Source organism: Bradyrhizobium sp. HKCCYLRH3061, assembly GCF_051168015.1.
Taxonomy (GTDB): domain Bacteria; phylum Pseudomonadota; class Alphaproteobacteria; order Rhizobiales; family Xanthobacteraceae; genus Bradyrhizobium.
Genome location: NZ_JBNPUE010000012.1, coordinates 213,435 through 235,785, shown reverse-complemented (window position 1 = coordinate 235,785; position 22,351 = coordinate 213,435). Strand labels below are relative to the sequence as shown.

Here is a 22,351-nt window from a genome sequence, read left to right as displayed (position 1 = left end):
CTGCCGCGCGGCGCTGTGCCACGGTGAGCCACGCCGTGCTGGCGGTCACCGGAGAGGCTTCCGGTCGGTGGCCGGGTCTGCTATGGAGACCAGCGAAGCAGGTGCACTTCGGTGCAGGCTCCGGTCCCGTAGCTCAGCTGGATAGAGCGGCGGTTTCCTAAACCGTAGGTCGCATGTTCGAGTCATGCCGGGATCGCCATCTGCCGCAGCCTTGCGCGCGCAGACCTCTCCAGATCAAACCCATTGCGTGCTTGATCAGGCCCGACCGGGAATCGGGTGGAGCGCGTCGCTGCCATCGAGGACCTTCTCCGGGTGAGACGGCGGCCTGAGCCCCGTCCACGCGGCGCGCAGTCGCCGCCGAGACGCATCACCCTGGAGAGTTTTCCATGCATACGACCATCGAGCCGGGCATTCTTTATTTCGGGACGCCGGTCGTCCTCATCAGCACGGTCAACGAGGACGGCGGCTTCAATCTCGCGCCGATGTCGTCGGCATTCTGGCTCGGCTGGCGCTGCATGCTGGGTCTCGCGGCGGGATCGAAGACGCCGCAGAACATGCGCCGCACCGGCGAGTGCGTGCTGAACCTGGCGTCGGTCGATCTCGTCGCCGCGGTCGATCGCCTGGCGCTGACCACGGGATCCGCCCCGGTGCCAGCAATGAAGCAGCGCAAGGGCTACCGCCATGAGCCGGACAAGTTCGCCGCGGCCGGCCTCACCGCGGTCAGGTCCGAAACGGTGGCCGCGCCGCGTGTCGCCGAATGTCCGGTTCAGCTCGAAGCCCGCGTCGAAGCGGTGCATGGCATCGCCGATGACGACGCGCTGCTGAAGGGGCACATCCTGTGCTTCGAGGTCCGCGTCCAGCGCGTTCATGTCGACGGGGCCCTCCTGATGGACGGCGCACGCGACCGCATCGATCCCGACAAATGGCGGCCGCTGATCATGAGCTTCCAGCAGTTCTACGGCCTCGGCCCGCGCCTTCACGATTCGCGGCTCGGGACCATTCCGGAGGCGGCCTATCGCACGCCCGATGTCGAGCGCGCGCGCAAGGTGCCGACGCGGATGGAGGCGGCGGCCGGCTGAGCCGGCTCGGCCTCGAGTCTCGCCTGGAATCACCCGGCCGCCCGTTCAAGCTTGCATCCGGGTGCAAGAGGTCAAGGACATCATGGGGGCTGTGGCTGTCGACCGGCTGCTGATCGAGGCGGCCGATCATTACAATGCGGGGCGCGCCGGACCGGCCAAGGCACTGTGCGGCGACATCCTCCAGGCGGTGCCGGATCATCTGCCGGCGCTGCATCTGTCCGCGATCCTCGCCTTTGCCGACGGCCGCATGGCCGAGGGCGCGGAGCTGCTCGAGTGCGTCTTCGCCCGCGATCCCCGCCATGCGCCGGCGTATGTCACGCTCGGCGATGCGCTGGCGGTGAAAGGCGAGCACAACGGCGCCGCCGATGCGTTCGCGCGCGCAGCGGCGTTGCGGCCGCTCGATGCGGCGATTCACAGCAGGCTCGGCAGCGCGCTGCTGGAGCTGTCGCGCTTCGCCGAGGCCGAAGCCGCCTATCGCCACGCGCTGACGCTCGACCCTGCGCTCGCGCATGCGCGCTGGAATCTCGCGCTGGCCCTGACGCGCCAGGGCCGCCTCGTGGAGGCCGAAGCCGTCTACCGTGCGCTGCTCGAACGCGACCCGGCCTACCCCGAGGCGTGGCGGGCGCTGGCGCACGTGCTCGCCGACCAGGCAAATCATGCGGCGGCGGTGCCGGCCTATCAGCATGCGCTCGCCGTCCATCCGGCCGATGCCGGCCTGCATCTCAGCCTTGGCGATGTGCTCTACAAGCAGCGCGCCTTTGCCGAGGCCGCGGTCCATTATCGTCGGGCCTGCGATCTCGCGCCGGGCGATGCCAATGCTGCGCGGCTGCTCGGGCACGCGCTGCATGAGGCCGACCGCCCGGCCGAGGCCGTCGAGGCCTATCGGCGCGCCGCCGTGCTCGATCCCACCGACGTGGTCGTGCTCAGCAATCTCGCGGCCTGCCTGTGCGGGACCGGCCAGCTCGATGCGGCGATGGCCGCCTGCGAGCACGCGCTGGCCTTGCTGCCCGATCACGCCCCGGCGCACACCAATCTGGGTATCATCCACGAGATGCGCGGCGAGACCATCGAGGCCGTCGCGGCGCATCGCCGTGCCGTGGCCGCCGATCCTGCTTACGCCAAGGGCCACGCCAACCTCGCGGTGGCGCTGCGCAACGCCGGCGACATCGACGCCGCGCTGGCGGCCTCCCACCGCGCGGTCGCGCTGGCGCCCGACAATGCGCTCGCCCGCTACAATCACGCGCATTTCCTGCTGATGTGCGGCGACCTCGTGAACGGTTTTGCCGAGCATCGCTGGGGCCGCGGCTGTCCGGACCTCTCCGCGGGCATGCCGCGCTTCGACGCGCCGGAATGGCAGGGCGCGCCGCTCGACGGACGCACCCTGCTGCTGTTCGCCGAATATGGCATCGGCGATGCGCTGCAGTTCGTGCGCTATGTCGATCGCGCCAAGGCGATGGGCGGCAACATCGTGCTGCAGGTGCAGCCGGCGATCGCGCCGTTGCTGCGCAGCCTCGACGGCGTCACGGTGGTCGGGCGCGGCGAGAAGCTGCCGCCGTTCGACCTGCAACTGCCGCTGATGGATCTGCCGCGGATCTTCGGCACGACCTTGGAGACGATCCCGGCCGAGGTGCCGTATCTCGCGGCCGATCCGATCAAGATGGCCGCGTGGCGCAACGTGCTCGGGCGCGCGCCGTCGTTGAAAGTCGGCGTCGTCTGGGCCGGCAATCCCAGGCACAAGGGCGACCGCCAGCGCTCGCTCACCGCGCAGGCGGTGCTGCCGCGGCTGGTGATGCCGGGCGTGCAGCTCTATTCCTTGCAGAAGGAGCCGCGGCCGGGCGATGCGCTAGGGCTCGCCGAGCTTGGCACCGACGTCATCGATCTCGGGCCGCTGCTCAGCGACTTCGCCGAGACCGCAGCTGCCGTCGCCGCGCTCGATCTCGTCATCTCCGTCGACACGTCGGTGGCGCATCTCGCCGGCGCGCTCGGCCGCCCGGTCTGGGTGCTGTTGCCTTACGCGCTCGACTGGCGCTGGCTGCGCGACCGCGCCGACAGCCCGTGGTATCCGACCATGCGGCTGTTCCGCCAGGACAAGCCGATGGCCTGGGATGGTGTGCTGGCGCGGACGGCCGGGGAGCTTGCGCGGCTGGTAGCAGGTGAGCGCGGGCTGCTGTCGCCCGGGCCGGGTATGAGGCCGAGAGCGGACGTCGAAGGCTTAGGAGGCCCGACGCCTATCGCGTGGCCATGCGTGCGAGACCGGTCTGATCCGAGCGCGTGGACGGAAACGACAATCGCCACAAGCTGAACAGCATCGGGAGTTGGAAAACGAAGCTGATCGCCGCAGCGCCTGCCAGCACCTCGAAACGTTGCGCCTCGATCAGAGCCTTGGCGCTCGGTACCACGTGGACCAGGCCGTCGGCGACGTAGACAAGCGCAACCACCCGCCAGATGTTGGCGGAGAGCAAGCCCATCCTGAAGGCATGATCGAACAGCGCGAGCAACCCGCCGAGCGCGAGCGTCGAGCTCACCATGTGAGCCGGCGTATCGTAGAAGCCGGAGTCCAGGGCGGCCTGGACGAACCAGAGTCCGTAAACCACCGCGATGATCTTCAGCAACATCAGTTCGTTCCCAGGCCCGCGAGATCGTCGTCTGCCTCCGGGCAGCCGATCGGATTGCGCCCCCTTGATCGGAGCAGGCGTGCGCGACGTCGAGCTTATGCTGCGTGTCACGAAGGCTCTCTTAATCGGCTCGCTTGGATTGTCCTGAACGAGCCGCCCGCCTTTGATCCAGGTCCCGTGATGCAGGAGCCAGGCGCGGTTGCGGACATGGTCAAGAACCGCGGAGGCGGCCTACTGCTCCGCCAGCAACTCCCGCACCCGCGGCACCACCACCCGGCCATACAGCTCGATGCTGCGCATCAGCTTCGCATGCGGCAGCGGGCCGGCCGAATACTTCAGTTGAAAGCGCGACAGGCCGAGGGCCTTGATCGTCGCGGCGATCTTCCGCGCCACGGTCTCCGGCGAGCCGACATAGAGCGAGCCGTGGTCGGCCTCCTGCACGAATTCGTCGCGGCCCATCGGCGGCCAGCCGCGCTCGCGGCCGATGCGGTCGCGCATGGTCTTGTAGTCCGGCCACAGCTCCTCGCGTGCCACTTCGTCGGTGTCGGCAACATAGCCGGGCGAATGCACGCCGATCGGCTTCGTCTCGCGGCCGAACTGTTTGATCGCGCGATGGTACAGCTCGACGTAGGCAGCGAAGCGTTTCGGATCGCCGCCGATGATCGCGAGCATCAGCGGCAGCTCGTAATGCGCCGCGCGCACCACGGACTCCGGGCTGCCGCCGACGCCGATCCAGGCCTTCAGCCGGCCGTGCTCGACCGGCGGGTAGACCAGCTGCTCGCGCAGCGGCGGGCGCAGATTGCCCTGCCAGGTCAGCGGCTGCTGCGGCAGCAGGCTGACGAACAGATCGAGCTTCTCCTCGAACAGCGCCTCGTAGTCCTTGAGATCGAAGCCGAACAGCGGGAAGGACTCGGTGAAGGAGCCGCGGCCGAGGATCACCTCGGCGCGGCCGTTCGAGACGGCGTCCAGCGTCGAAAATCGCTGGAACACGCGGATCGGATCGTCCGAGCTCAGCACCGTCACCGCCGAGCCGAGCTTGATGCGCGAGGTCCGCGCCGCGATCGCGGCCAGCGCCACTTCGGGCGCCGAGATCGCGAAATCGCCGCGATGGTGCTCGCCGAGCCCGATGAAATCGAGCCCGAGCTGGTCGGCCAGCACCGCTTCCTCGACCACGTCGCGGATCACCTGGGCATGCGAGGCCATGTCGCCATCAGCGCCGCGGGTGACGTCGCCGAACGTGTCCAGGCCGAATTCGATTGGTGTGGTCATGTCTCATTCCATTGCGTCGGGCCGTCATACGGCGTCCAGGCGTCAGCTGGAAGCGGGGGAACCGGATTGCAAGCGGCTGGAGCGAAACACAGGGTTTCGATGGTGCGGCAACGACAGAATCCCGCGTGAAGAGCTCGTCTGTTGGCTTCAGGCACGTCATGCCCGGCCATGACGGTGGAGAGAGGGGGGAGAAGGCGGCTCCGGCCGCCGTGCGCGTGAAGGTCAAGGCGGCAAAAATAATTCTTTCGTTTTTCCAGAAAGTGTGCTCTATTGCATCTATCCTGCCTCATCGATGAGGGGCGTACGCGCGGTCGTCACGAGACGCGAGGCGGGGATGCGGTGGCCGCAGCGGGTCGCAGCGTGACTTTGTCGCGCCGACGAACGATCCGATGCGGACAGTCAAGTCGCGTGGTCCTGGCCTCCCGATGCTGAGGTCAAGCCGGATGGCGGTGCGGCAGCGCATCGCGCCGACGATGGGGGCAACACAGCCGGTCCCCAGGGAGATCGCGAAGCAGCTGTTAAGACCATCGCGCAGGGAAGGCCGGGATGTCTCAGCCGAACCTGTGGTTCCTGCCGCCTGCATTTTTTTCGCAGGCGGGCCATGGGGGCGGCGAGCTCCCGGTCTTCCCTGCGCCCTCACGTTTCGGAGGGCGAACGATCCGGACAAGGCTCGGGCTTGCGCGGCCGCGAGAGCGCGACCGCATGACCCCAGCCGATGCGATGGCCGCCTGCGCCTCTTGCGCGGTCATGCCATGCCAAAAAATGGGCGTGTGGCCCGGCCGCGCATCACCTAGGCTCTGTTCATCGATCAAAACGGGATGACGTGCATGGCGGCGGGCAGCGACTATCAGATCTTCGAGGCGGGCGACGTCGTGCTGCAATCGGGCGTGACGTTCCCGTCGCTGCGGCTTGCCTACAAGACCTACGGCACGCTGAACGCGGCCAAGGACAACGTCATCCTCTATCCGACCTCGTTCGGCGCCCAGCATGTCGACACCGAGTGGCTGGTCGCGCCCGGCGGCGCGCTCGATCCGAGCAGCTACTTCATCATCATTCCCAACCTGTTCGGCAATGGGCTGTCGTCGTCGCCCTCGAATACGCGCGAGCTGTTCGGCGACGCGCCGTTCCCGGCCATCAGCTATCACGATGCGGTCGCGGTGCAGCGCCGGCTCGTGGAAGAACAGTTCGGGATCAGCCGGATCGCGCTGGTCTATGGCTGGTCGATGGGCGGCATGCAGGCCTATCACTGGGCCGCCTGTCATTCGGACATGGTGGAGCGTGCTGCGGTGGTGTGCGGCAGCGCGCGCTGCTCGCCCTACAATCATCTGTTCCTCGACGCGGTGAAGGCAGCGCTGATGGCCGATCCTGCGTTCCAGAATGGCCGATTCGTGGAGAAGCCGGTGGCCGGCCAGCGCGCGATGGGGCGGATCTACGCGGGCTGGGCGATGTCCTATGAGTTCTACCGCGACGAGGTCTGGCGCGAGCAGGGTTTTGCCTCGCAGGAGGACTATCTCGCCGCGACCTGGGACACCGCGTTCGCGCATCGCGATGCCGACAATCTGCTGGCGCAGATCGCGATCTGGCAGGGCGGCGATATCAGCCAGTGCGCCGCGTTCGGCGGCGATCTCGATCGCGCACTCGGCGCGATCACCGCGCGGATGCTGCTGATGCCGGGCCGGACCGACCGCTATTTCGATTGGCGCGACAACGAGCGCGAGCTGCCCAAGCTGGTCGGTGCCCGCTCGGCGGAGCTGCGGCCGATCCCATCGATCCATGGCCATCGTGCCGGCAACCCGATCCGCATTCCCGCGGATCGCGACTTCATCAACGCCCACGTCTCGACCCTTCTCCAGAGCTGATGGCTGAGTTCGACATGACCGATGTGCCCGCCGACGAATTCGCGCCCCGCCCGAAGCTGCTGACACCGCAGGTATTGCAGCAGCTCTGCACGCGCTCCAACGCGCAAGGCGCGCTGCGCACGCTCAGCCATTACGGCGCGATCATCGGAGTGGGTGCGCTGATCGGAGTGATCGCATCAACGCATGGTGTGCTCTGGGCGCTGCCCTTGCTGCCGGTGCAGGGCGTGCTGATCGCCTTCCTGTTCATGGCGGTGCACGAGACCGCGCACAAGACCGCGTTCGACAGCCGCAGGCTCAACCTCGCGATCGGCAATCTCTCCGGTTTCCTGATCGGACTGCCCTATGACTATTACTGCCTGTTCCACTGGGAGCATCACCGCCACACCCAGGATCCCCTCCGCGATCCGGAGCTGATCGTCGGCCCCAAGCCGCGCTCGGAGACCCAGCTCGCCATCGCCTATTCCGGGCTGCTCCAGGTCGCCGGCCGGCTTCGGCTGCTGCTGAAGCATGCGGTGACGGGCGAGGTGACGGTGCCGTGGGTGCCTGCCGGTCGCCGCGCCACCATCGTACGCGAGGCGCGCGCCTATGCCATTGGCTACGCGCTGCTCCTGCTCGGCTCGGTCGCGCTGCACAGCGCGCTGCTGCTGTGGATCTGGGTGCTGCCGCTGCTGCTGGGCCAACTGATCCTCCGGCCCTATCTCTACGCCGAGCACACCGGCTGTGATCACACCAGGAGCGCCTTCCACAACACCCGCACCACCTTCACCACGCGGGTCGTGCATTGGCTCGCCTGGAACATGCCCTATCACGTCGAGCACCACGCCTATCCGGCGGTGCCGTTCCACGCGCTGCCGAAGCTGCATGCGATCGTCGACGGCGAAATCAAGTACCGCGGGCAGGGCTACATCGAAGTGACGCGGCAGACCTGGGCCTGGTTTCGCGATCAGTTTGATGGAACGAAGTTCGGAAGCAAATGAGTTTGTGCCCGACCTATCGCCGCGCAGACGGTGCACCCTCTCCCCTTGTGGGAGAGGGTGGCATGATCGAGCAACGCTCGATCATGCCGGGTGAGGGGTCTCTCTCCGCAGAGACGGTCTTGCTATGGAGAGGGACCCCTCACCCGAGCGAGTATGATGCTGATAGTATCGATGCCCTCTCCCACAAGGGGAGAGGGCGCAGTCATGAGCACCGTGCGAGCGCTGCTGCCCCGTTAGCTCACCGCCACCGCTCGCGCATGCGAGCACCAAGATCGATCCGCGGGCCCTGGCTCGCCACCGCCGCGCCCCTCTGCATCCGCGGCCAGCTGGTGCGCTCGAACAGCGGCACCAGGGCCTCCGGAATGAACCGCGTGCGCGAGGCATAGACATGACGATCGCCGCGCACCGGCTGGCCGTGGACGAAGAAGCGCTGCGGCACCAGGAGATGCAGATCGTCCTTGGCGCGGGTCATCGCGACATAGAGCAGCCGGCGTTCCTCCTCCAATTCGGCGCTGGAGCCGGCGCCGAGATCGGATGGCATGCAGCCGTCGACGACGTTGAGGACGTGTACGGAATTCCACTCCATCCCCTTGGCGGAATGGATGGTGGAGAGGATCAGATAGTCCTCGTCGAGCAGGGGCACGCCGGCCTGATCGGAGGTGGCGTCGGGCGGGTCGAGCGTCAGCTCGGTGAGGAAGCGCTCGCGCGAGGGATAGCCGCTCGCGATCTGCTCGAGCTGCAGCAAATCGGCGGTGCGGACCTCGGCGTCGTCGTGGACGCGCTCGAGATGCGGCTGATACCAGTGCCTGACGCGCTCGATATCTCCAGGCCATTGCGAGACGCGCAACTGCTCCAGCGTGCGCACGAACGCGGTCCAGTCCTCGCCGGCGCGCGCCGGCGTTGGCTGCTCGCACAGCCGCGCGATCGGGTCGGCGCTTTCACTCACGGCATCAAGCAGGCGCTGCGCCGACGCCGGGCCGATGCCCGGGATCAGATGCAGCACGCGGAAGCCGGCGATGCGGTCGCGTGGGTTGGCAACGAAGCGCAGGCAGGCCAGCACGTCTTTCACGTGAGCGGCATCGAGGAACTTCAGCCCGCCGAACTTCACGAACGGGATGTTGCGGCGCGTGAGCTCGAACTCCAGGGGACCGCTGTGCGACGACGTGCGGAACAGCACGGCCTGCTGTTTCAGCACGATGCCTTCCTCGCGCTTCGCCAGCACCTGCTCGACGATGTAGCGCGCCTGGTCGGTCTCGTCGCCGACGGTCACGAGCTGCGGCTTGCGCGAGCTCGTGCGGTCGGTCCACAGATTCTTGGTGAAGCGCTCGCGCGCCAGCCCGATCACGCCATTGGCCGCCGTGAGGATCGGCTGGGTCGAGCGGTAGTTGCGGTCGAGCGTGACGATGTCGGCGCGCGGGCTGAACTGATCGGGAAAGTCCAGGATGTTGCGCACCGTGGCGGCGCGGAAGGCGTAGATCGACTGCGCATCGTCGCCGACCACGGTGAGGCCCGCCCCAGTCGGCTTCAAGCCGAGCAGGATCTGCGACTGCAGCCGGTTCGTGTCCTGATATTCGTCGACCAGCACGTGATCGAATCGATCGCCGATCTCCCGCGCGATCGTGTCGTCCGCCATCATCTGCGCCCAGTACAGCAGCAGATCGTCGTAGTCGAGCACGGCATTGGCCTGCTTGGCCTCGACGTAAGCGGCGAACAGGCCCTTCAGCTCGCCGGCCCATTCCGCGCACCACGGAAAATGCCGCACCAGCGCTTCCTCCAGCGGCATGTCGGCGTTGACGCAACGCGAGTAGATCGCAAGGCAAGTGCCTTTGGTCGGGAAGCGCCGCTGCGTGTTGGACAGGCCGCGCTCATGCCGCACCAAATTCATCAGGTCGGCGGAATCCTCGCGATCATGGATCGTGAACACAGGGTCGAGGCCGACGCGCTCGGCGTAGTCGCGCAGCATCCGCGCGCCGAGGCCATGAAACGTGCCGGCCCAGGTCAGGCCCGCGGTAACGGCCTCGGCCTGGCCGCCCAGCACCTTGCGGGCGATGCGCTCGACCCTGCGGGTCATTTCGCTCGCCGCGCGGCGCGAGAACGTCATCAGCAGGATGCGGCGCGGATCGGCGCCATTGACGAGCAGATGTGCGACGCGATGCGCGAGCGTGTTGGTCTTGCCCGAGCCCGCGCCGGCAATGATCAGCAGCGGCGGGCCCGGCGCGGCGCAGGCACCGCCATGCTCGACGGCGCGGCGCTGCTCCGGATTGAGATCGTCGAGATATGTCGCAGCCGTGGCCTGCACGAATCGTCCCTCAGCCTGCAAGAATCAGTGATTTGCGCCGCATGTGCAACGCGATGGCCCGGTCGCGACAGCGTTTTACATGATTCGCAACCGGTCTTTTTTGCCACGGTTGCCCACAGAGCGTCCGCCAGCCGCTTGCGCTGGCGCGCGTGCACTCCTATCCAATCAGCCCCGTCACGAATCTCGGAAGAACACCGTGTCGAATTTTGCCTCCATCATTGCCGCTGAGCTCTCAGTCAAGGATGCCCAGGTCCAGGCCGCGATCGACCTGCTCGACGGCGGCGCGACCGTGCCGTTCATCGCGCGCTACCGCAAGGAAGCGACGGGCATGCTGGACGACACGCAGCTGCGCACCCTGGAGGAGCGGCTGCGATATCTGCGCGAGATGGATGCACGGCGCACCGCGATCATCGAGAGCATCAAGTCGCAGGGCAAGATGACGCCGGAGATCGAGCTGGCGCTGGCGACCGCCGACACCAAGGCGCGTCTGGAGGACATCTATCTGCCGTTCAAGGAGAAGCGCCGCACCAAGGCGCAGATCGCGAAGGAAGCCGGGCTCGAGCCGCTCGCCGACATGCTGATCGGTGATCCGATGAAGGCGCCGGAGGTCGAAGCCAAGGCATTCATCAAGAAGGACGGCGACAATCCGGTCAAGGACGTCAAGGCCGCGCTCGACGGCGCCCGCGCGATCCTGGTCGAACGCTTCGCCGAGCACGCCGACCTCGTCGGCTCGCTGCGCGAGGAGATGTGGACTCGCGGCGCTGTGAAATCGTCCGTGCGGCACGGCAAGAAGACCGAGGGCGCCAAGTTCGCCGACTACTTCGATTTCGCCGAGCCCTTCACCAAGCTGCCGTCGCACCGCATCCTGGCGATGCTGCGCGGCGAGAAGGAAGAGGTGCTGCAGCTCGATTTCGGCGATGGGGAGCCGGAGGATTCGAAGGATCCGTCGCTGTACGAGAACCGCATCGCGGTGACGTTCGGCATCTCGCGCCAGGGCCGCCCCGCCGATCAGTTCCTGTCGGACTCCGTGCGCTGGGCCTGGCGCACCCGCATCAAGACCTCGCTGGCGCTCGATATCCGCATGCGTCTTTGGCAGGAGGCGGAGAAGGAGGCGGTGCGCGTGTTCGCGGCGAACCTGCGCGATCTGCTGCTCGCCGCCCCCGCCGGCGGCCGCGCCACGCTCGGGCTCGATCCCGGCTTCCGCACCGGCGTCAAGGTCGCGGTCATCGACCGCACCGGGAAGTTCGTCGATCATGCGACGATCTATCCGCACGAGCCGCAGCGGCAGTGGAACGAGAGCATGCTGACACTGGCGCAGCTCTGCATCAAGCATCGCATCGATCTCGTCGCCATCGGCAACGGCACCGCGTCGCGCGAGACCGAGAAGCTGGTCAACGATTTGATGAAGTTGAAGCCGGATCTCAAGCTGACCAAGGCGATCGTCTCGGAGGCCGGCGCGTCGGTCTATTCGGCCTCGGAGTTCGCCGCCAAGGAATTCCCCAATCTCGACGTCTCGATCCGCGGCGCGGTCTCGATCGCGCGCCGCCTGCAGGATCCGCTCGGCGAGCTCGTCAAGGTGCCGCCGGCCTCGATCGGCGTCGGTCAGTATCAGCACGACCTCAACCAGTATGAGCTGGCCCGCGCGCTCGATGCCACCGTCGAGGACTGCGTGAACGCCGTCGGCGTCGATCTCAACACCGCCTCGGCGCCGCTGCTGGCACGGGTGTCGGGCATCGGCGAGAGCCTGGCGCAGAATATCGTCGCGCACCGCGATGCCAACGGTCCGTTCCCGACCCGCGACAAGCTCAAGGACGTGCCGCGACTGGGCCCGAAGGCGTTCGAGCAGTGCGCCGGCTTTTTGCGCATCCGCGATGGCGACAACCCGCTCGATGCCTCCGGCGTCCATCCGGAATCCTATCCGGTCGTGAAGAAGATTCTCGAGACGACCAAGAGCGACATCAAGGTGCTGATCGGCGACACCAAGACCTTGAAGACGCTCAATCCGGCGAAATTCGCCGACGAGCGCTTCGGTGTGCCGACCGTCACCGACATCATCAAGGAGCTGGAGAAGCCGGGCCGCGATCCGCGTCCGGAGTTCAAGACCGCGACCTTCCAGGAGGGCGTCGAGAAGATCACCCATCTCAAGCCCGGCATGATCCTGGAGGCGACCATCACCAACGTCGCCGCGTTCGGCGCCTTTGCCGATATCGGCGTGCACCAGGACGGCCTGATCCACATCTCGGCGATGTCCGAAAAGCGCATCAACGATCCGCGCGAGGTGGTGAAGCCGGGGCAGGTCGTCAAGGTCAAGGTGCTCGACGTCGATGTGCCGCGCAACCGCATCTCGCTGACGCTTCGGCTGTCCGATCCGCTGCCGGCGAAAGGCGAGAAGCGGACCAGCGCACGGCCGCCCGCGGCGCGCATGACCACGCGTGAGGAGAAGCCGTCCGGCGGCGGCGCGTTCGCCGCGGCAATGGCCAAGGCCGCAGAGCGGCGCAAGGGCGCCTGAGGCGGATGGTGATGAGGCGCCGCGGAGGGCATGTCTCGTCTGCGGCGCCATCTCTGCGGCGCCATGGCATTCGGCGTCGTGGCATTCGGCGTCGTGTCGTTGCCGCCTTCCCTATCTCCGCGGCCACGCGTACATTGGTCGGCGGGTTGTGAGTGGGGACCGCGCATGACGAACCGGACCGTGATCATGGCCGGCGCAACCGGGCTGGTGGGACGGGAGCTGCTTCGCGGTCTGCTCGCCGATCCGACCGTGGATCATGTGCACGTCGTCGGCCGCCGTGCGCCCCCTGACGTTTCACCCAAGCTGACGGCCCATGTCGTGGATTTCACCGCGCTGCCGTCCCTGCCGCCGGCCGACGAGCTCTATCTGGCTCTGGGGACCACGATCAAGGTGGCCGGGAGCCAGGCTGCCTTCCGCGCCATCGATCACGACGCAAACCTCGCCGTCGCCAGGGCCGCGCTCGCGAGCGGCACCAGGCGCGTCGGTCTGGTCAGCGCGATGGGGGCAGATAGCACGTCGCGCGTCTTCTATAGCCGGGTGAAGGGTGAGCTCGAGGATGAGCTCACCGCGCTGCCCTTCGAGGGACTGGTGATCGCGCGGCCTTCGCTGCTGGTCGGCGCGCGGACGGAGCTGGGACAGCCGAGCCGGCCGGGCGAGGAATGGGGCAACAGGCTGAACAACATCATCGGCTTCCTGATCCCGGCGAACTACAAGCCCATCGCCGCGGCGGACGTCGCCAACGCGCTGCTCATGGCTGTTCCTACAGTTGCCGGCAAGCGAGTGATGCTGTCAGGGGCCATGCGCCGATGATCGAGCCTGCCGCTCTTGCGTAGCGGCCTGGTCTCGCCATTTATGAAAAATCGAATTCGATTGGTGGGTTCGGCGATCTCCGTAGTTATACGGCTCATCGCCTGCGACTGTCGGGGTCTTAACATCTTAACCATATCTGGCTGTTAGTTGTGCATCGAGGAAAAACGAGCCCGGTGTTTCATGCGCAGACAGCTGCTTGAATTTTGTTTCTTGGCATTGGTGGGAACCCTGCTCGGATCCCAAGCGGCGACGGCGTCTCCGCGAATGGTGTCGCTGGTCTTCAACTCGCAGGTTCAGAATCCGCAGCAGGTCGGGTCGGACGAATTTCGCGTGAAGCTGCAGGCGCTGGCCGGCAAGCGGCTCATCATCGATGAGCGTGCGGGCAACGCATTCGGCAGCGAGGCGGCGGTGCTGGCTGCAACCCGGAGCGGCGCGGTGGACGTGGCCGTGGTGTCCGGCGGCATCGCCAGCGCGGTGGTGCCCGAGCTCGGCGTCTTCGACATCCCGTTCCTGTTTCGTGACACCGCGCATGCCAAGGCGGTTGCGCAAGGGCCTGTCGCCGCCGCGATCGGCGCCAAGTTCGCCGACAAGGGACTGGTGCTGCTGGCGCTCGGCAAGCAGGGCTTTCGCAATCTCACCAACTCAAAGCGTCCGGTCCGTACCGTCGATGACGTCAAGGGCCTCAAGATCCGCGTCATCCCCAATCCGGTCTACCAGATGACCTTCAAGGCGCTGGGCGCCGACGTGATGCCGATGGATTTCCCACTGGTCTATGCCGCGCTCAAGGACGGCCGGCTCGACGGTCAGGAAAATCCGGTCGCCACCATCGCGGCCAATCGCTTCGACGAGGTGCAGAAATATCTGACGCTCACCGGGCATTTCTTCGCGCCGATCGCTTTCGTCGCCAACCGCGCGATGTTCGACCATCTCGATGCGGCGGACCGTGATGCGCTGGTTGCCGCCGCCAAGGCGGCTGCGGAGGTCACCTGGCAGGCCCAGCTCGATGCGCAGAAGCTCGATGAGTTGCGCAAGGCCGGCATGGAGGTGATCGAGACGTTCGACCGCAAGACTTTCGTCTATGCGGTCAGGCCGCTCGATGCCGACTTCGAGAAGCGCTTCGGCAAGGAGCTGCTCGCCACCATCAGGTCCACTCCGTGAAACAGCCGGGCAAATCGATGAAACTGTCTTCTCTGATGTCTTGGATCGGTGTCCGCCCGCGAATCTTCGGCGGCTTCGCCCTAATCCTGAGCTTCCTGGTGTTGCTCGGCGTTTTCGCCATGATCCAGGTCGGGCGCATCGGCGGCACCGTGGATGAGCTCGTCACCAGCGCGGCCGGGGACGCCGGCATGTCGCAGGTGCGCGCCGCGCTGCTCGGTGCCAACGGCGCGGTCGAGAGATTCATCCGCACCTGGAACGTCGGTGACAAGGATGCGGCCAGCAAGGCGATCGACGCCGTCGGCGGTCTCGCCGATCAGGTCGAGAAGCAGTCCGGCCGTCTGAAGGTGCTGGCTGACGGCGTGGGACCGGTGCGAAGCGCGCTGGCCGCCTATCGCGCATCGTTCGTTGCCGCGGCCGAGGCCGTGGACCGGCTGCGCGCGGCGACCACCAAGACCGACGCATTGGGCGCCGTTGCCGGCATCAACATCGGCGGCATCCAGGTGGCCCTCGCCAATCGCGCTGGCAGCGAGCCGCTGATGAATCCGTTGCGTCTGGCCAGCGTCGTCGACGCGGTTCGCATCGCGGTGATGCGCTATACCAACACGTTGTCGAATGGCGATGCCGACGATGCCAGGCTCACCTTCGTCTATGCGAAGCTCGCGATTGCCGATACGGAAGCCGAGATCGCGGGTGTCGATGATGCCAAGCTGAAGGCGCTGGTTGCTGCGCTGAAAGAGGCTCTGACGGCGGATGCCGCTGCGCTCGAGGAAGTGATCAAGGTGGCCGCGGACCTGCGCGCCAAGCAGGCGGAACTCGCCAAGGCGAGCGCCTCGATCGATACCCAGGTCAGCCAGATCAACCGGCAGCTTGGGACCGCGCGTGCAGAGCAGGCCGCGAGGACCGGCGTCGCGGTCGAAGATACCAAGCAGACCGTCGTCGTGACGGCAGCCGCAGCGGTGATATTCGGAGCGGTGCTGGCCTGGCTGATCGGCGCCAGCGTGTCGGCGCCGATCCGCGGCATGACCGACCGCATGCAGTCGCTGGCGGCCGGCGAATTGGATCAGCCGATTCCCGGTGGTGAACAGCGCGACGAGATCGGCCGGATGGCGCGCGCCGTGGAGATTTTCCGTGACAATGCGCTTGCTGTCCGCCGCATGGAGCAGGAGGCCGCGGCACAGCGTGAAGTTGCGGAGGCCGAGCGCGCCCGCATGATGTCCGATCTGGCTGGCCGGTTCGAGCAGGGCATGCAGGGTGTCATCACCGGCGTCGGCGGGCGTGCGACCGAGATGGGCGAGAGCGCCAGCGAGCTGGCACGCGTCGCCGAACGCGGCCGTGGCCTTGCGGAAGCGGTCGCCAGCCGGGCCGAGCAGGCGTCCGTCAACGTGCAGACCGTGGCCTCGGCGACCCAGGAGCTCGCGGCCTCGATCAGGGAGATCTCCTCCCAGGTGCAGCGCTCGGTCACGGTGTCGACCCGGGCGACGCACGAGACCCAGCGGACATCCGAGCTGATCGACGGGCTGTCCAGCGCAGCGGAGAGGATCGGCACCATCGTGCAACTGATTCAGGCGATCGCGAGCCAGACCAACCTGCTGGCGCTCAACGCCACCATCGAGGCGGCGCGTGCCGGCGAGGCCGGCCGCGGCTTTGCGATCGTCGCGAGCGAGGTGAAGAATCTGGCGTCGCAGACCGCGCAGGCGACGGAGCAGATCTCGAGCCAGATCGCGACCATCCAGAGCGCGACGCAGGAGACGGTCGGCGCGATCGCCCAGTTCGGAACCACGGTGCGGGAGATCGCCGAGATCTCCAATGCGATCGCCGCCGCGGTGGAGCAGCAGGGGGCCGCAACCAGCGAGATCGCCCGCAACGTCGAACAGGCGGCCAGCGGCACGGCGGCGGTGACGCAGGAGATCGGCGACGTGCGCAACGTGGCCGGGCAGACCGATGCCGGCGCTGAAGCTGCGCTGGCGGCGGCCGCCGCGCTGCAGCAGCAGGCCGCTTCGCTGAGGAGCAATGTCGCCGACTTCCTGCAGACGATCCGGACCGCGGCCTGAGCCGCAAAGCCGGTGGTCACTGGAGTTGACGCAGGGAACGCCGGCTCGCACTCTGGGGCATGACCGAGCACCAGCCGCGCTCCCTTGCGCTTCCCGTCGACGGCGCGGGCGTCGTGTCCGCGCTGTTCATGGCCCCGCCTCGGCCGCGCGCCTGTTTCGTGTTCGCCCACGGCGCGGGCGCCGGCATGAGCCACGTCTTCATGAGCCAGACCGCCGCAAGCCTTGCCGCACGCGGCATCGCGACGCTGCGCTTTCAGTTTCCCTACATGGAGAAGGGAAGCAAGCGCCCTGATCCGCCCGCGCTCGCCCACGCCGCGGTGCGGGCGGCCGTGGCGGAGGCCGCGCGGCTCTGTCCGGGGCTGCCGCTCGTCGCGGGCGGCAAGTCGTTCGGGGCGCGCATGACGTCGCAGGCGCAGAGTGCAGCGCCGCTGCCGGGCGTGGCCGGGCTCGCCTTTCTCGGCTTTCCACTTCACCCCGCCGGCAAGCCCTCCATCGCGCGCGCCGATCATCTCGACGCGATCGAGGTCCCGATGCTGTTCCTGCAGGGGACGCGCGACAAGCTTGCGGAGATGGAGCTGCTCGCGCCCGTCGTGAGGCGGCTGGGACCGCGCGCGACGTTGCATTGGCTCGATCAGGCCGACCACGCCTTCCACGTGCCTGCGCGCTCCGGCCGGAATGATCAGGCCGTCATGGACGAATTGACGGGGGCATTTGCGGTGTGGCTTCAGGCGCTCGAAGCCCGTGCCGGCTGACGCCCCGCAGCGGCCGTTTCTGAAAAAGTGATATGAGAACAAAAATAGAACTTCCATGTCGTCAGAGGTTGAGGCATAGTCGTACTCAAGGGCATGGGAGGGGAGTCCGATGAAGTCAGCGGTGTTGGCAGTGTCGGTGTGTGCGCTCGGCGTGCTGATGCAATCTGCAACTCCATCGTTCGCCGATGCCCGGTTGACCGCCATGGTGACCGTGAAGGGAACTTGCCAGAAGCTCATCGTCGCTGGAAAGGATCGCAGCTCGGAATGCAAGGGCGCGCTGCTCAATACCGACTATGACGATCAGCGCACCGGCTTCTACTTCACCTTGCTCGACGGCAGCATCGTCACGTTCTCGAATCGTGGCGATCTGCAGGAGCAACCTGGCCCCGACAAGTTCGTCACACCGGTCGACATGATGATCTTTGGCCAAAGTCGGACGGCGATCAACAGGGTGATGGCCAAGGGGCAGTGCCGCCACGGCAATCCATTCAAGGGACCCGACCTGATCGAATGCGCGGCCGACAGCGAGATCGGCCGCTTTGAAGGGCTGTTTCTGTCCAATGGCGAGAAGCCGGTGATGCAGACGTTCTGAGGCCGTCACCCTGTGCACAAGCAGGATGAACCAGCGGGAGGCTTCGTCGCGACGTCGCCCATCGTCATTCGGCCACCGTGTGGTACTCGCGGCAAAGGACCGGACCGCCGACTGCAAGGGTGCCTTGCTCAATACGCGCTAGAGTGATGGACGAGCCGGCTTCTATTTCGTGATGCTCGACGGAGGGATGATGACCGTCTCGAGCCCCGGCGATGTCGAACAACGGCAGCCCGCGAACGCGCGCGCCTATCCCGTCGATATGATCATCTTCAAGGTGGATGGTGACATCCGCAAGCTCACGGCCAAGGGGATGTGCCGCGCGAAAAATATGGCCGGCGCTCTGTCGGGCTTGACCTGTCGGGCGGGCAGTGAAGCTGGGCGGTTCGAAGATGGGTTTTCCGCTGAGACCAAGGCAGTCGAGACCACGCCAACCGAGTCCAAGGCAGCCGGCACCAAGGCGGCTGGGAGCAAGATGCCCGGCCTCTGAGGCTGCGATCCCCTGAAAATTTGGCGCGACATCAGGCTCGAAATATTGCAACAAGTCGGCGTCATCGTTGGGCCGGGTGTGCGGGTCGCCAGATCTTGGAGAGTGTGATGTTCCGATGCGTTGGCTTCGTCCTGGGGCTGCTCTGGAGCCTCGTAGCAATCGGCACTGCGCTGGCCGACGACGCCAAGCTCCGGATCGGCGTTCTCCGGCTATCCTCGTCCGCGCCGGTGTTCATCGCGCTGGACAAGGGCTACTTCCGCGACGCCGGCCTCGACGTCGAGCTGAAGTTTTTCGATGCAGCGCAACCGATCGCCGTGGCGACGGCCACGGGCGACGTCGATGTCGGGGTGACCGCCTTCACCGCGGGATTGTACAACCTTGCAGGCAAGGGCGCGTTGAAGATCATCGCCGGCATGAGCCGCGACCGCCCGGGCTTTCCGCTGATCGGCTACTTTGCCAGCAACAAGGCCTATGAGGCAGGTCTCAAGACGCCGAAGGACATTGCCGGCAAGCGCGTGGCGATGACCCAGGTCGGGTCGAGCTTTCACTACTCGGTGGGGCTGCTGGCCGACAAATACGGCTTCAAGCTCGGCGACGTGAAGATCGTGCCGCTTCAGTCGATGTCCAACATGTCGGCCGCGATCAAGGGCGAGACCGTTGACGCGGCGCTGATGCCGGTTTCCGTCGCGCGCAAGCTGATGGAGGAGGGCGCCGTCAAACATCTCGGCTGGGTCGGCGACGAGACGCCGTGGCAGGTCTCCGGCGTGTTCGCCGGGCCGAAGACGCTGGCCAACACGGCCCTGGTCGGCAAGTTGCTGGCATCGCTTCAGCGCGCCGAGCGCGAGTATCATGATGTCGTGCTCGCCTCGGTCAAGGACGGCACTGCCGCCATCGACGACAAAACCAGGCCATTGCTGGAGATCATCGGCAAGTACACCAACCTGCCGGTTGAGCAGGTCGTGGGCAATTGCGCCTATATCGATCCCGACGGCAAGCTCGACGTGAAGAACATCGACAGCCAGATCAAATGGCTTCAGGCGCAGGGTTTCGCGGACCAGGGCTATGATGCGGCTGCGATCATCGCCAAAGACCTCGTGAAGCCGGATTGATGAAGGCAGGCGCGGTGCGGACCTGCAGCGGGATCGTCTGACATGGACCTGATCGCCGAGGCCATCAGCCACAGTTTCGACGCGCTCGAAGTGCTCGATGGCGTGTCGTTCACGGTGGGAGCCGGCGAGGTGGTGGCCATCGTTGGACCGTCCGGCTGCGGCAAGAGCACGCTGCTGTCGATCCTCGGCGGGTTGTTGCAGCCGAGCAAGGGGCAGGCGCTGCTGCGCGGAGCCCCGCCGCCCGGCAGCCTCAATCCCTTGACGTTCGTGTTCCAGGACTTCGCGCTGCTGCCGTGGGCGAGCGTCGCCGATAACGTCGCGTTTCCGCTCCTCCATACATCGCTGTCGACGCAGCAGCGCGCCGCCGCCGTCGACGATGCGTTGCAGCGGACCGGGCTGGCCGACTTCCGGACCGTCTATCCCAAGCAGTTGTCGGGCGGCATGCGCCAGCGGGTCGGCATTGCTCGGGCGCTGGCGGTCCGCCCGGCGATCCTGCTGATGGATGAGCCGTTGTCGGCGCTGGACTCGCAGACCCGCGAACTCTTGATGGAGGATTTCGTCGATCTCCTCGCGGACGGCACCATGGGGGCGATCTATGTCACGCATAATCTCGAGGAGGCGGTGCGGCTCGCCGATCGCATCGTCGTGCTGTCGCGCCGTCCTGGCCGCATCCGGAGGGTCGTCAGCGTCCCGGCGACGCGGCGCAGCCGCGGTGACGCCGGAGTGCGCGCGCAACTGCTGGACCTGCAGAACGAGCTCTGGGGGCTGATCCGGAGCGAGGCGATCGATGCCGAGCGCGAGGTTCAGAATGCTTGAACGGTCCCCGGCCGAACCGCCCGAGGTCGCCGGCAAGCAGGGCAAGAAGGTGCCGTTCCGCGGCGGCGGCTTCACGCCGGCCGCAAGCCGCTGGGCCGGCTGGCTGGCGCTCGCGGCGGTTCTCGGCCTGTGGCAACTGGTCGGCAGCCTCGGGCTGGTCAATCCCCTGTTCCTGCCGGCGCCGCTGACGATCCTGGGCGCGCTGTATCGATTGGCCGAAAGCGGCGCGCTCTGGCAGCATGTCTCGGCGTCGTTCGTGCGCATCGTATCCGGCTGGGCGCTCGGCACCGCCACAGGCATCGTCGTCGGCTTCGCGATCGGCCTCTGGCGCATCGCGCGCAGCATCGGCATCACGTTCGTCTCTGCGCTGTTTCCGATTCCGAAGATTGCCGTGCTGCCGTTGCTGATTCTCTGGCTCGGCATCGGCGAGCAGCCGAAGATCGCGACGATCGCGCTCGGCGTGTTCTTCTCGACCACGATCTCGGTCTATAGCGGCGTCGATGCGGTGCCGCGCAATTTGATCCGCATGGCGCAGAGCTTCGACGTGCCGTTCCCGACCATCGTCCGCCGCGTGATCTGGCCCGGGGCGCTGCCATCGATCCTCGCCGGTTTCCGCATCACCGCGTCGGTGGCGCTGATGCTGGTGGTTTCGGCGGAGATGATCGGCGCCGAGACCGGCATCGGCACTTTCGTGCTGCAGGCCGGCAACCTGATGCAGACCGATCAGCTGATGGCGGGGATCCTGATCCTGTCGCTGTTCGGCCTCGTCGTCGGCCGGCTGATCAGCATGCTCGAGGCGCGGCTGCTGCGCTGGCGGTGACGGACCGGCGTCACGCGTTGCCGCGATCCTCGCGGAACAGGTCGAGCTTCTGCTGCACCGGGCGATCCGAGAACGAGAACAGCACCGCATCCTCGTCCGGCTCGTGGCTGACCCATTGCCAGCTCGGAACGACGAACAGATCGCGCGGGCCCCATTCGAAGGTCTGGTCGCCGATGCGGCTGCGGCCCTTGCCCTCGATCGCGGTGAACACGGTCGCGTCGGTCGAGCGATAGCGCGCGGTCTTGAAGCCCTTCGGCAGCAGCTGGATGAAGGTGCCGATCGTCGGCATCGCAAAATCGCCGGTCTCGGGATTTGAGAATTTCAGCTTCAGCCCGTGGCAGGCATCCCATTCCTCGCTCCGCTTCGCGTTCTCCAGCGCCTCGCGCGTATAGACGTAGGGATAGTTGAAGATCGGCGATGTCCTGGATCTGCGCTTGGCGTCGACAGGCAGGAGGTTATGTCCGTAGCGCGCGAAGCTGTCGCCCGCGGGGCGCACGACCTTCTGCTGGTCCTCCTGCGCGCCCTGCGCGAACGATGCGTCGAGAAACTGCACCAGCGGAATGTCGAGGCCGTCCAGCCAGAACATCGGCTCGGTGGTCTCATTGCCGTGATCGTGCCAGGTCATCGACGGGGTGATGATGAAGTCGCCCGGCTCCATCAGGGTGCGCTCGCCCTCGACGGTCGTGAAGGCGCCCTTGCCTTCCAGCACGAAGCGCAATGCGGACTGGCTGTGCCGATGGGCGGGGGCGACGTCGCCCGGGATCACCATCTGAACGCCGGCATAGAGCGAGGTGGTGATCTTGGATTGCCCGCGCAACCCGGGATTCTCCAGGATGAGCACGCGCCGCTCGGCCTCCTTCGCCGTGATCAGCCGCCCGGCCTCGATCATATAGTCGCGGATCGCCGCGAACTGCCACAGATGCGGGCGACAGGCGCTCTTCGGCTCGGGCGTGATGAGATCGCTCATCACCGTCCACAGCGCCGTCATGTTTTCGCCGTCGATCTTCTTGTAGAACGCCTCGCGCTCTGGTGTCGAAACCGCGGCCATGCGTCCCTCCCATGATCAGATGTCGTTCTTAATTGACAGTATACTGCCAATTTGATTACCGTCAAATACAACCAGAGCCATCGCATCGGGAGGACTGCCAT

18 protein-coding genes and 1 tRNA gene are annotated in these 22,351 nt (G+C 66.5%); 15 read left to right on the top strand and 4 right to left on the bottom strand.

The window, feature by feature from the left end; genetic code table 11:
• The first annotated feature begins 122 nt into the window (after positions 1–122).
• From ACQR2C_RS20680 to ACQR2C_RS20670, 3 genes are all read left to right on the top strand, one after another.
• Positions 123–199, top strand: a tRNA-Arg gene (locus ACQR2C_RS20680).
• 187 nt (positions 200–386) lie between these two features.
• A complete protein-coding gene (locus tag ACQR2C_RS20675) occupies positions 387–1,079 on the top strand; it encodes a flavin reductase family protein (RefSeq protein WP_434881985.1) in 693 nt (230 codons plus the stop codon).
• A gap of 82 nt (positions 1,080–1,161) precedes the next feature.
• Positions 1,162–3,381, top strand: a complete 2,220-nt coding sequence (locus tag ACQR2C_RS20670) for a tetratricopeptide repeat protein (RefSeq protein WP_434881984.1) — start codon at positions 1,162–1,164, stop codon at positions 3,379–3,381.
• On the opposite strand, the gene ACQR2C_RS20665 is transcribed toward ACQR2C_RS20670, so the two are convergent.
• Positions 3,308–3,694, bottom strand: a complete 387-nt coding sequence (locus ACQR2C_RS20665; RefSeq protein ID WP_434848543.1) for a hypothetical protein — start codon at positions 3,692–3,694, stop codon at positions 3,308–3,310. The genes ACQR2C_RS20670 and ACQR2C_RS20665 overlap by 74 nt on opposite strands.
• A 231-nt stretch (positions 3,695–3,925) precedes the next feature.
• Positions 3,926–4,963 carry an LLM class flavin-dependent oxidoreductase gene (locus tag ACQR2C_RS20660; protein WP_434881983.1) on the bottom strand — a complete coding sequence of 346 codons (1,038 nt, stop codon included), beginning with the start codon at positions 4,961–4,963 and terminating at the stop codon, positions 3,926–3,928.
• Positions 4,964–5,790: 827 nt separating this feature from the next.
• Between ACQR2C_RS20660 and ACQR2C_RS20655 the strand changes: the two genes are divergently transcribed.
• Both ACQR2C_RS20655 and ACQR2C_RS20650 read left to right on the top strand, forming a co-directional pair.
• Positions 5,791–6,822, top strand: coding sequence for an alpha/beta fold hydrolase (locus ACQR2C_RS20655; protein WP_434881982.1), 1,032 nt, complete (start codon positions 5,791–5,793; stop codon positions 6,820–6,822).
• Positions 6,823–6,836: 14 nt separating this feature from the next.
• The gene (locus ACQR2C_RS20650; RefSeq protein WP_434881981.1) at positions 6,837–7,799 is read left to right on the top strand and encodes a fatty acid desaturase; all 963 of its coding nucleotides are present in this window, start codon (positions 6,837–6,839) and stop codon (positions 7,797–7,799) included.
• A 238-nt stretch (positions 7,800–8,037) separates the two neighbouring features.
• Here the strand turns inward: ACQR2C_RS20650 and ACQR2C_RS20645 are convergent, their stop codons facing one another.
• The gene (locus ACQR2C_RS20645; RefSeq protein ID WP_434881980.1) at positions 8,038–10,098 is read right to left on the bottom strand and encodes an ATP-dependent helicase; all 2,061 of its coding nucleotides are present in this window, start codon (positions 10,096–10,098) and stop codon (positions 8,038–8,040) included.
• A gap of 196 nt (positions 10,099–10,294) precedes the next feature.
• Between ACQR2C_RS20645 and ACQR2C_RS20640 the strand changes: the two genes are divergently transcribed.
• The 10 genes from ACQR2C_RS20640 (at position 10,295) to ACQR2C_RS20595 (ending at position 21,202) form a co-directional block, all read left to right on the top strand.
• Positions 10,295–12,607 (top strand): Tex family protein, encoded by a 2,313-nt coding sequence (locus tag ACQR2C_RS20640; RefSeq protein ID WP_434881979.1) that lies wholly within the window; start codon positions 10,295–10,297, stop codon positions 12,605–12,607.
• A 165-nt stretch (positions 12,608–12,772) separates the two neighbouring features.
• On the top strand, positions 12,773–13,417 hold the full coding sequence (locus tag ACQR2C_RS20635) for an NAD(P)H-binding protein (protein WP_315800549.1): 645 nt from the start codon (positions 12,773–12,775) through the stop codon (positions 13,415–13,417).
• Between the two features lie 264 nt (positions 13,418–13,681).
• Positions 13,682–14,575: a TRAP transporter substrate-binding protein gene (locus tag ACQR2C_RS20630; RefSeq protein WP_434881978.1), complete on the top strand. Its 894-nt coding sequence runs from the start codon at positions 13,682–13,684 to the stop codon at positions 14,573–14,575.
• A 35-nt stretch (positions 14,576–14,610) separates the two neighbouring features.
• Complete coding sequence (locus tag ACQR2C_RS20625) at positions 14,611–16,626, top strand: methyl-accepting chemotaxis protein (protein WP_434881977.1); 2,016 nt, start codon at positions 14,611–14,613, stop codon at positions 16,624–16,626.
• A gap of 59 nt (positions 16,627–16,685) precedes the next feature.
• Complete coding sequence (locus tag ACQR2C_RS20620; protein ID WP_434846517.1) at positions 16,686–17,378, top strand: alpha/beta hydrolase family protein; 693 nt, start codon at positions 16,686–16,688, stop codon at positions 17,376–17,378.
• Between the two features lie 109 nt (positions 17,379–17,487).
• Complete coding sequence (locus ACQR2C_RS20615; protein WP_316183156.1) at positions 17,488–17,970, top strand: hypothetical protein; 483 nt, start codon at positions 17,488–17,490, stop codon at positions 17,968–17,970.
• Between the two features lie 190 nt (positions 17,971–18,160).
• Positions 18,161–18,457 carry a hypothetical protein gene (locus tag ACQR2C_RS20610; protein ID WP_434881976.1) on the top strand — a complete coding sequence of 99 codons (297 nt, stop codon included), beginning with the start codon at positions 18,161–18,163 and terminating at the stop codon, positions 18,455–18,457.
• 107 nt (positions 18,458–18,564) lie between these two features.
• Positions 18,565–19,566 carry an ABC transporter substrate-binding protein gene (locus ACQR2C_RS20605; RefSeq protein WP_316239352.1) on the top strand — a complete coding sequence of 334 codons (1,002 nt, stop codon included), beginning with the start codon at positions 18,565–18,567 and terminating at the stop codon, positions 19,564–19,566.
• A gap of 42 nt (positions 19,567–19,608) precedes the next feature.
• Positions 19,609–20,382, top strand: a complete 774-nt coding sequence (locus tag ACQR2C_RS20600; protein WP_434881975.1) for an ABC transporter ATP-binding protein — start codon at positions 19,609–19,611, stop codon at positions 20,380–20,382.
• Entirely contained in the window at positions 20,375–21,202 is an 828-nt protein-coding gene (locus ACQR2C_RS20595; RefSeq protein ID WP_316183152.1) for an ABC transporter permease, read from the top strand. The genes ACQR2C_RS20600 and ACQR2C_RS20595 overlap by 8 nt, the downstream gene beginning before the upstream one ends.
• A gap of 10 nt (positions 21,203–21,212) precedes the next feature.
• Here ACQR2C_RS20595 and gtdA read toward each other — a convergent pair whose 3' ends face one another.
• Positions 21,213–22,250, bottom strand: a complete 1,038-nt coding sequence (gtdA, locus tag ACQR2C_RS20590; protein ID WP_434881974.1) for a gentisate 1,2-dioxygenase — start codon at positions 22,248–22,250, stop codon at positions 21,213–21,215.
• Positions 22,251–22,351 lie beyond the last annotated feature (101 nt).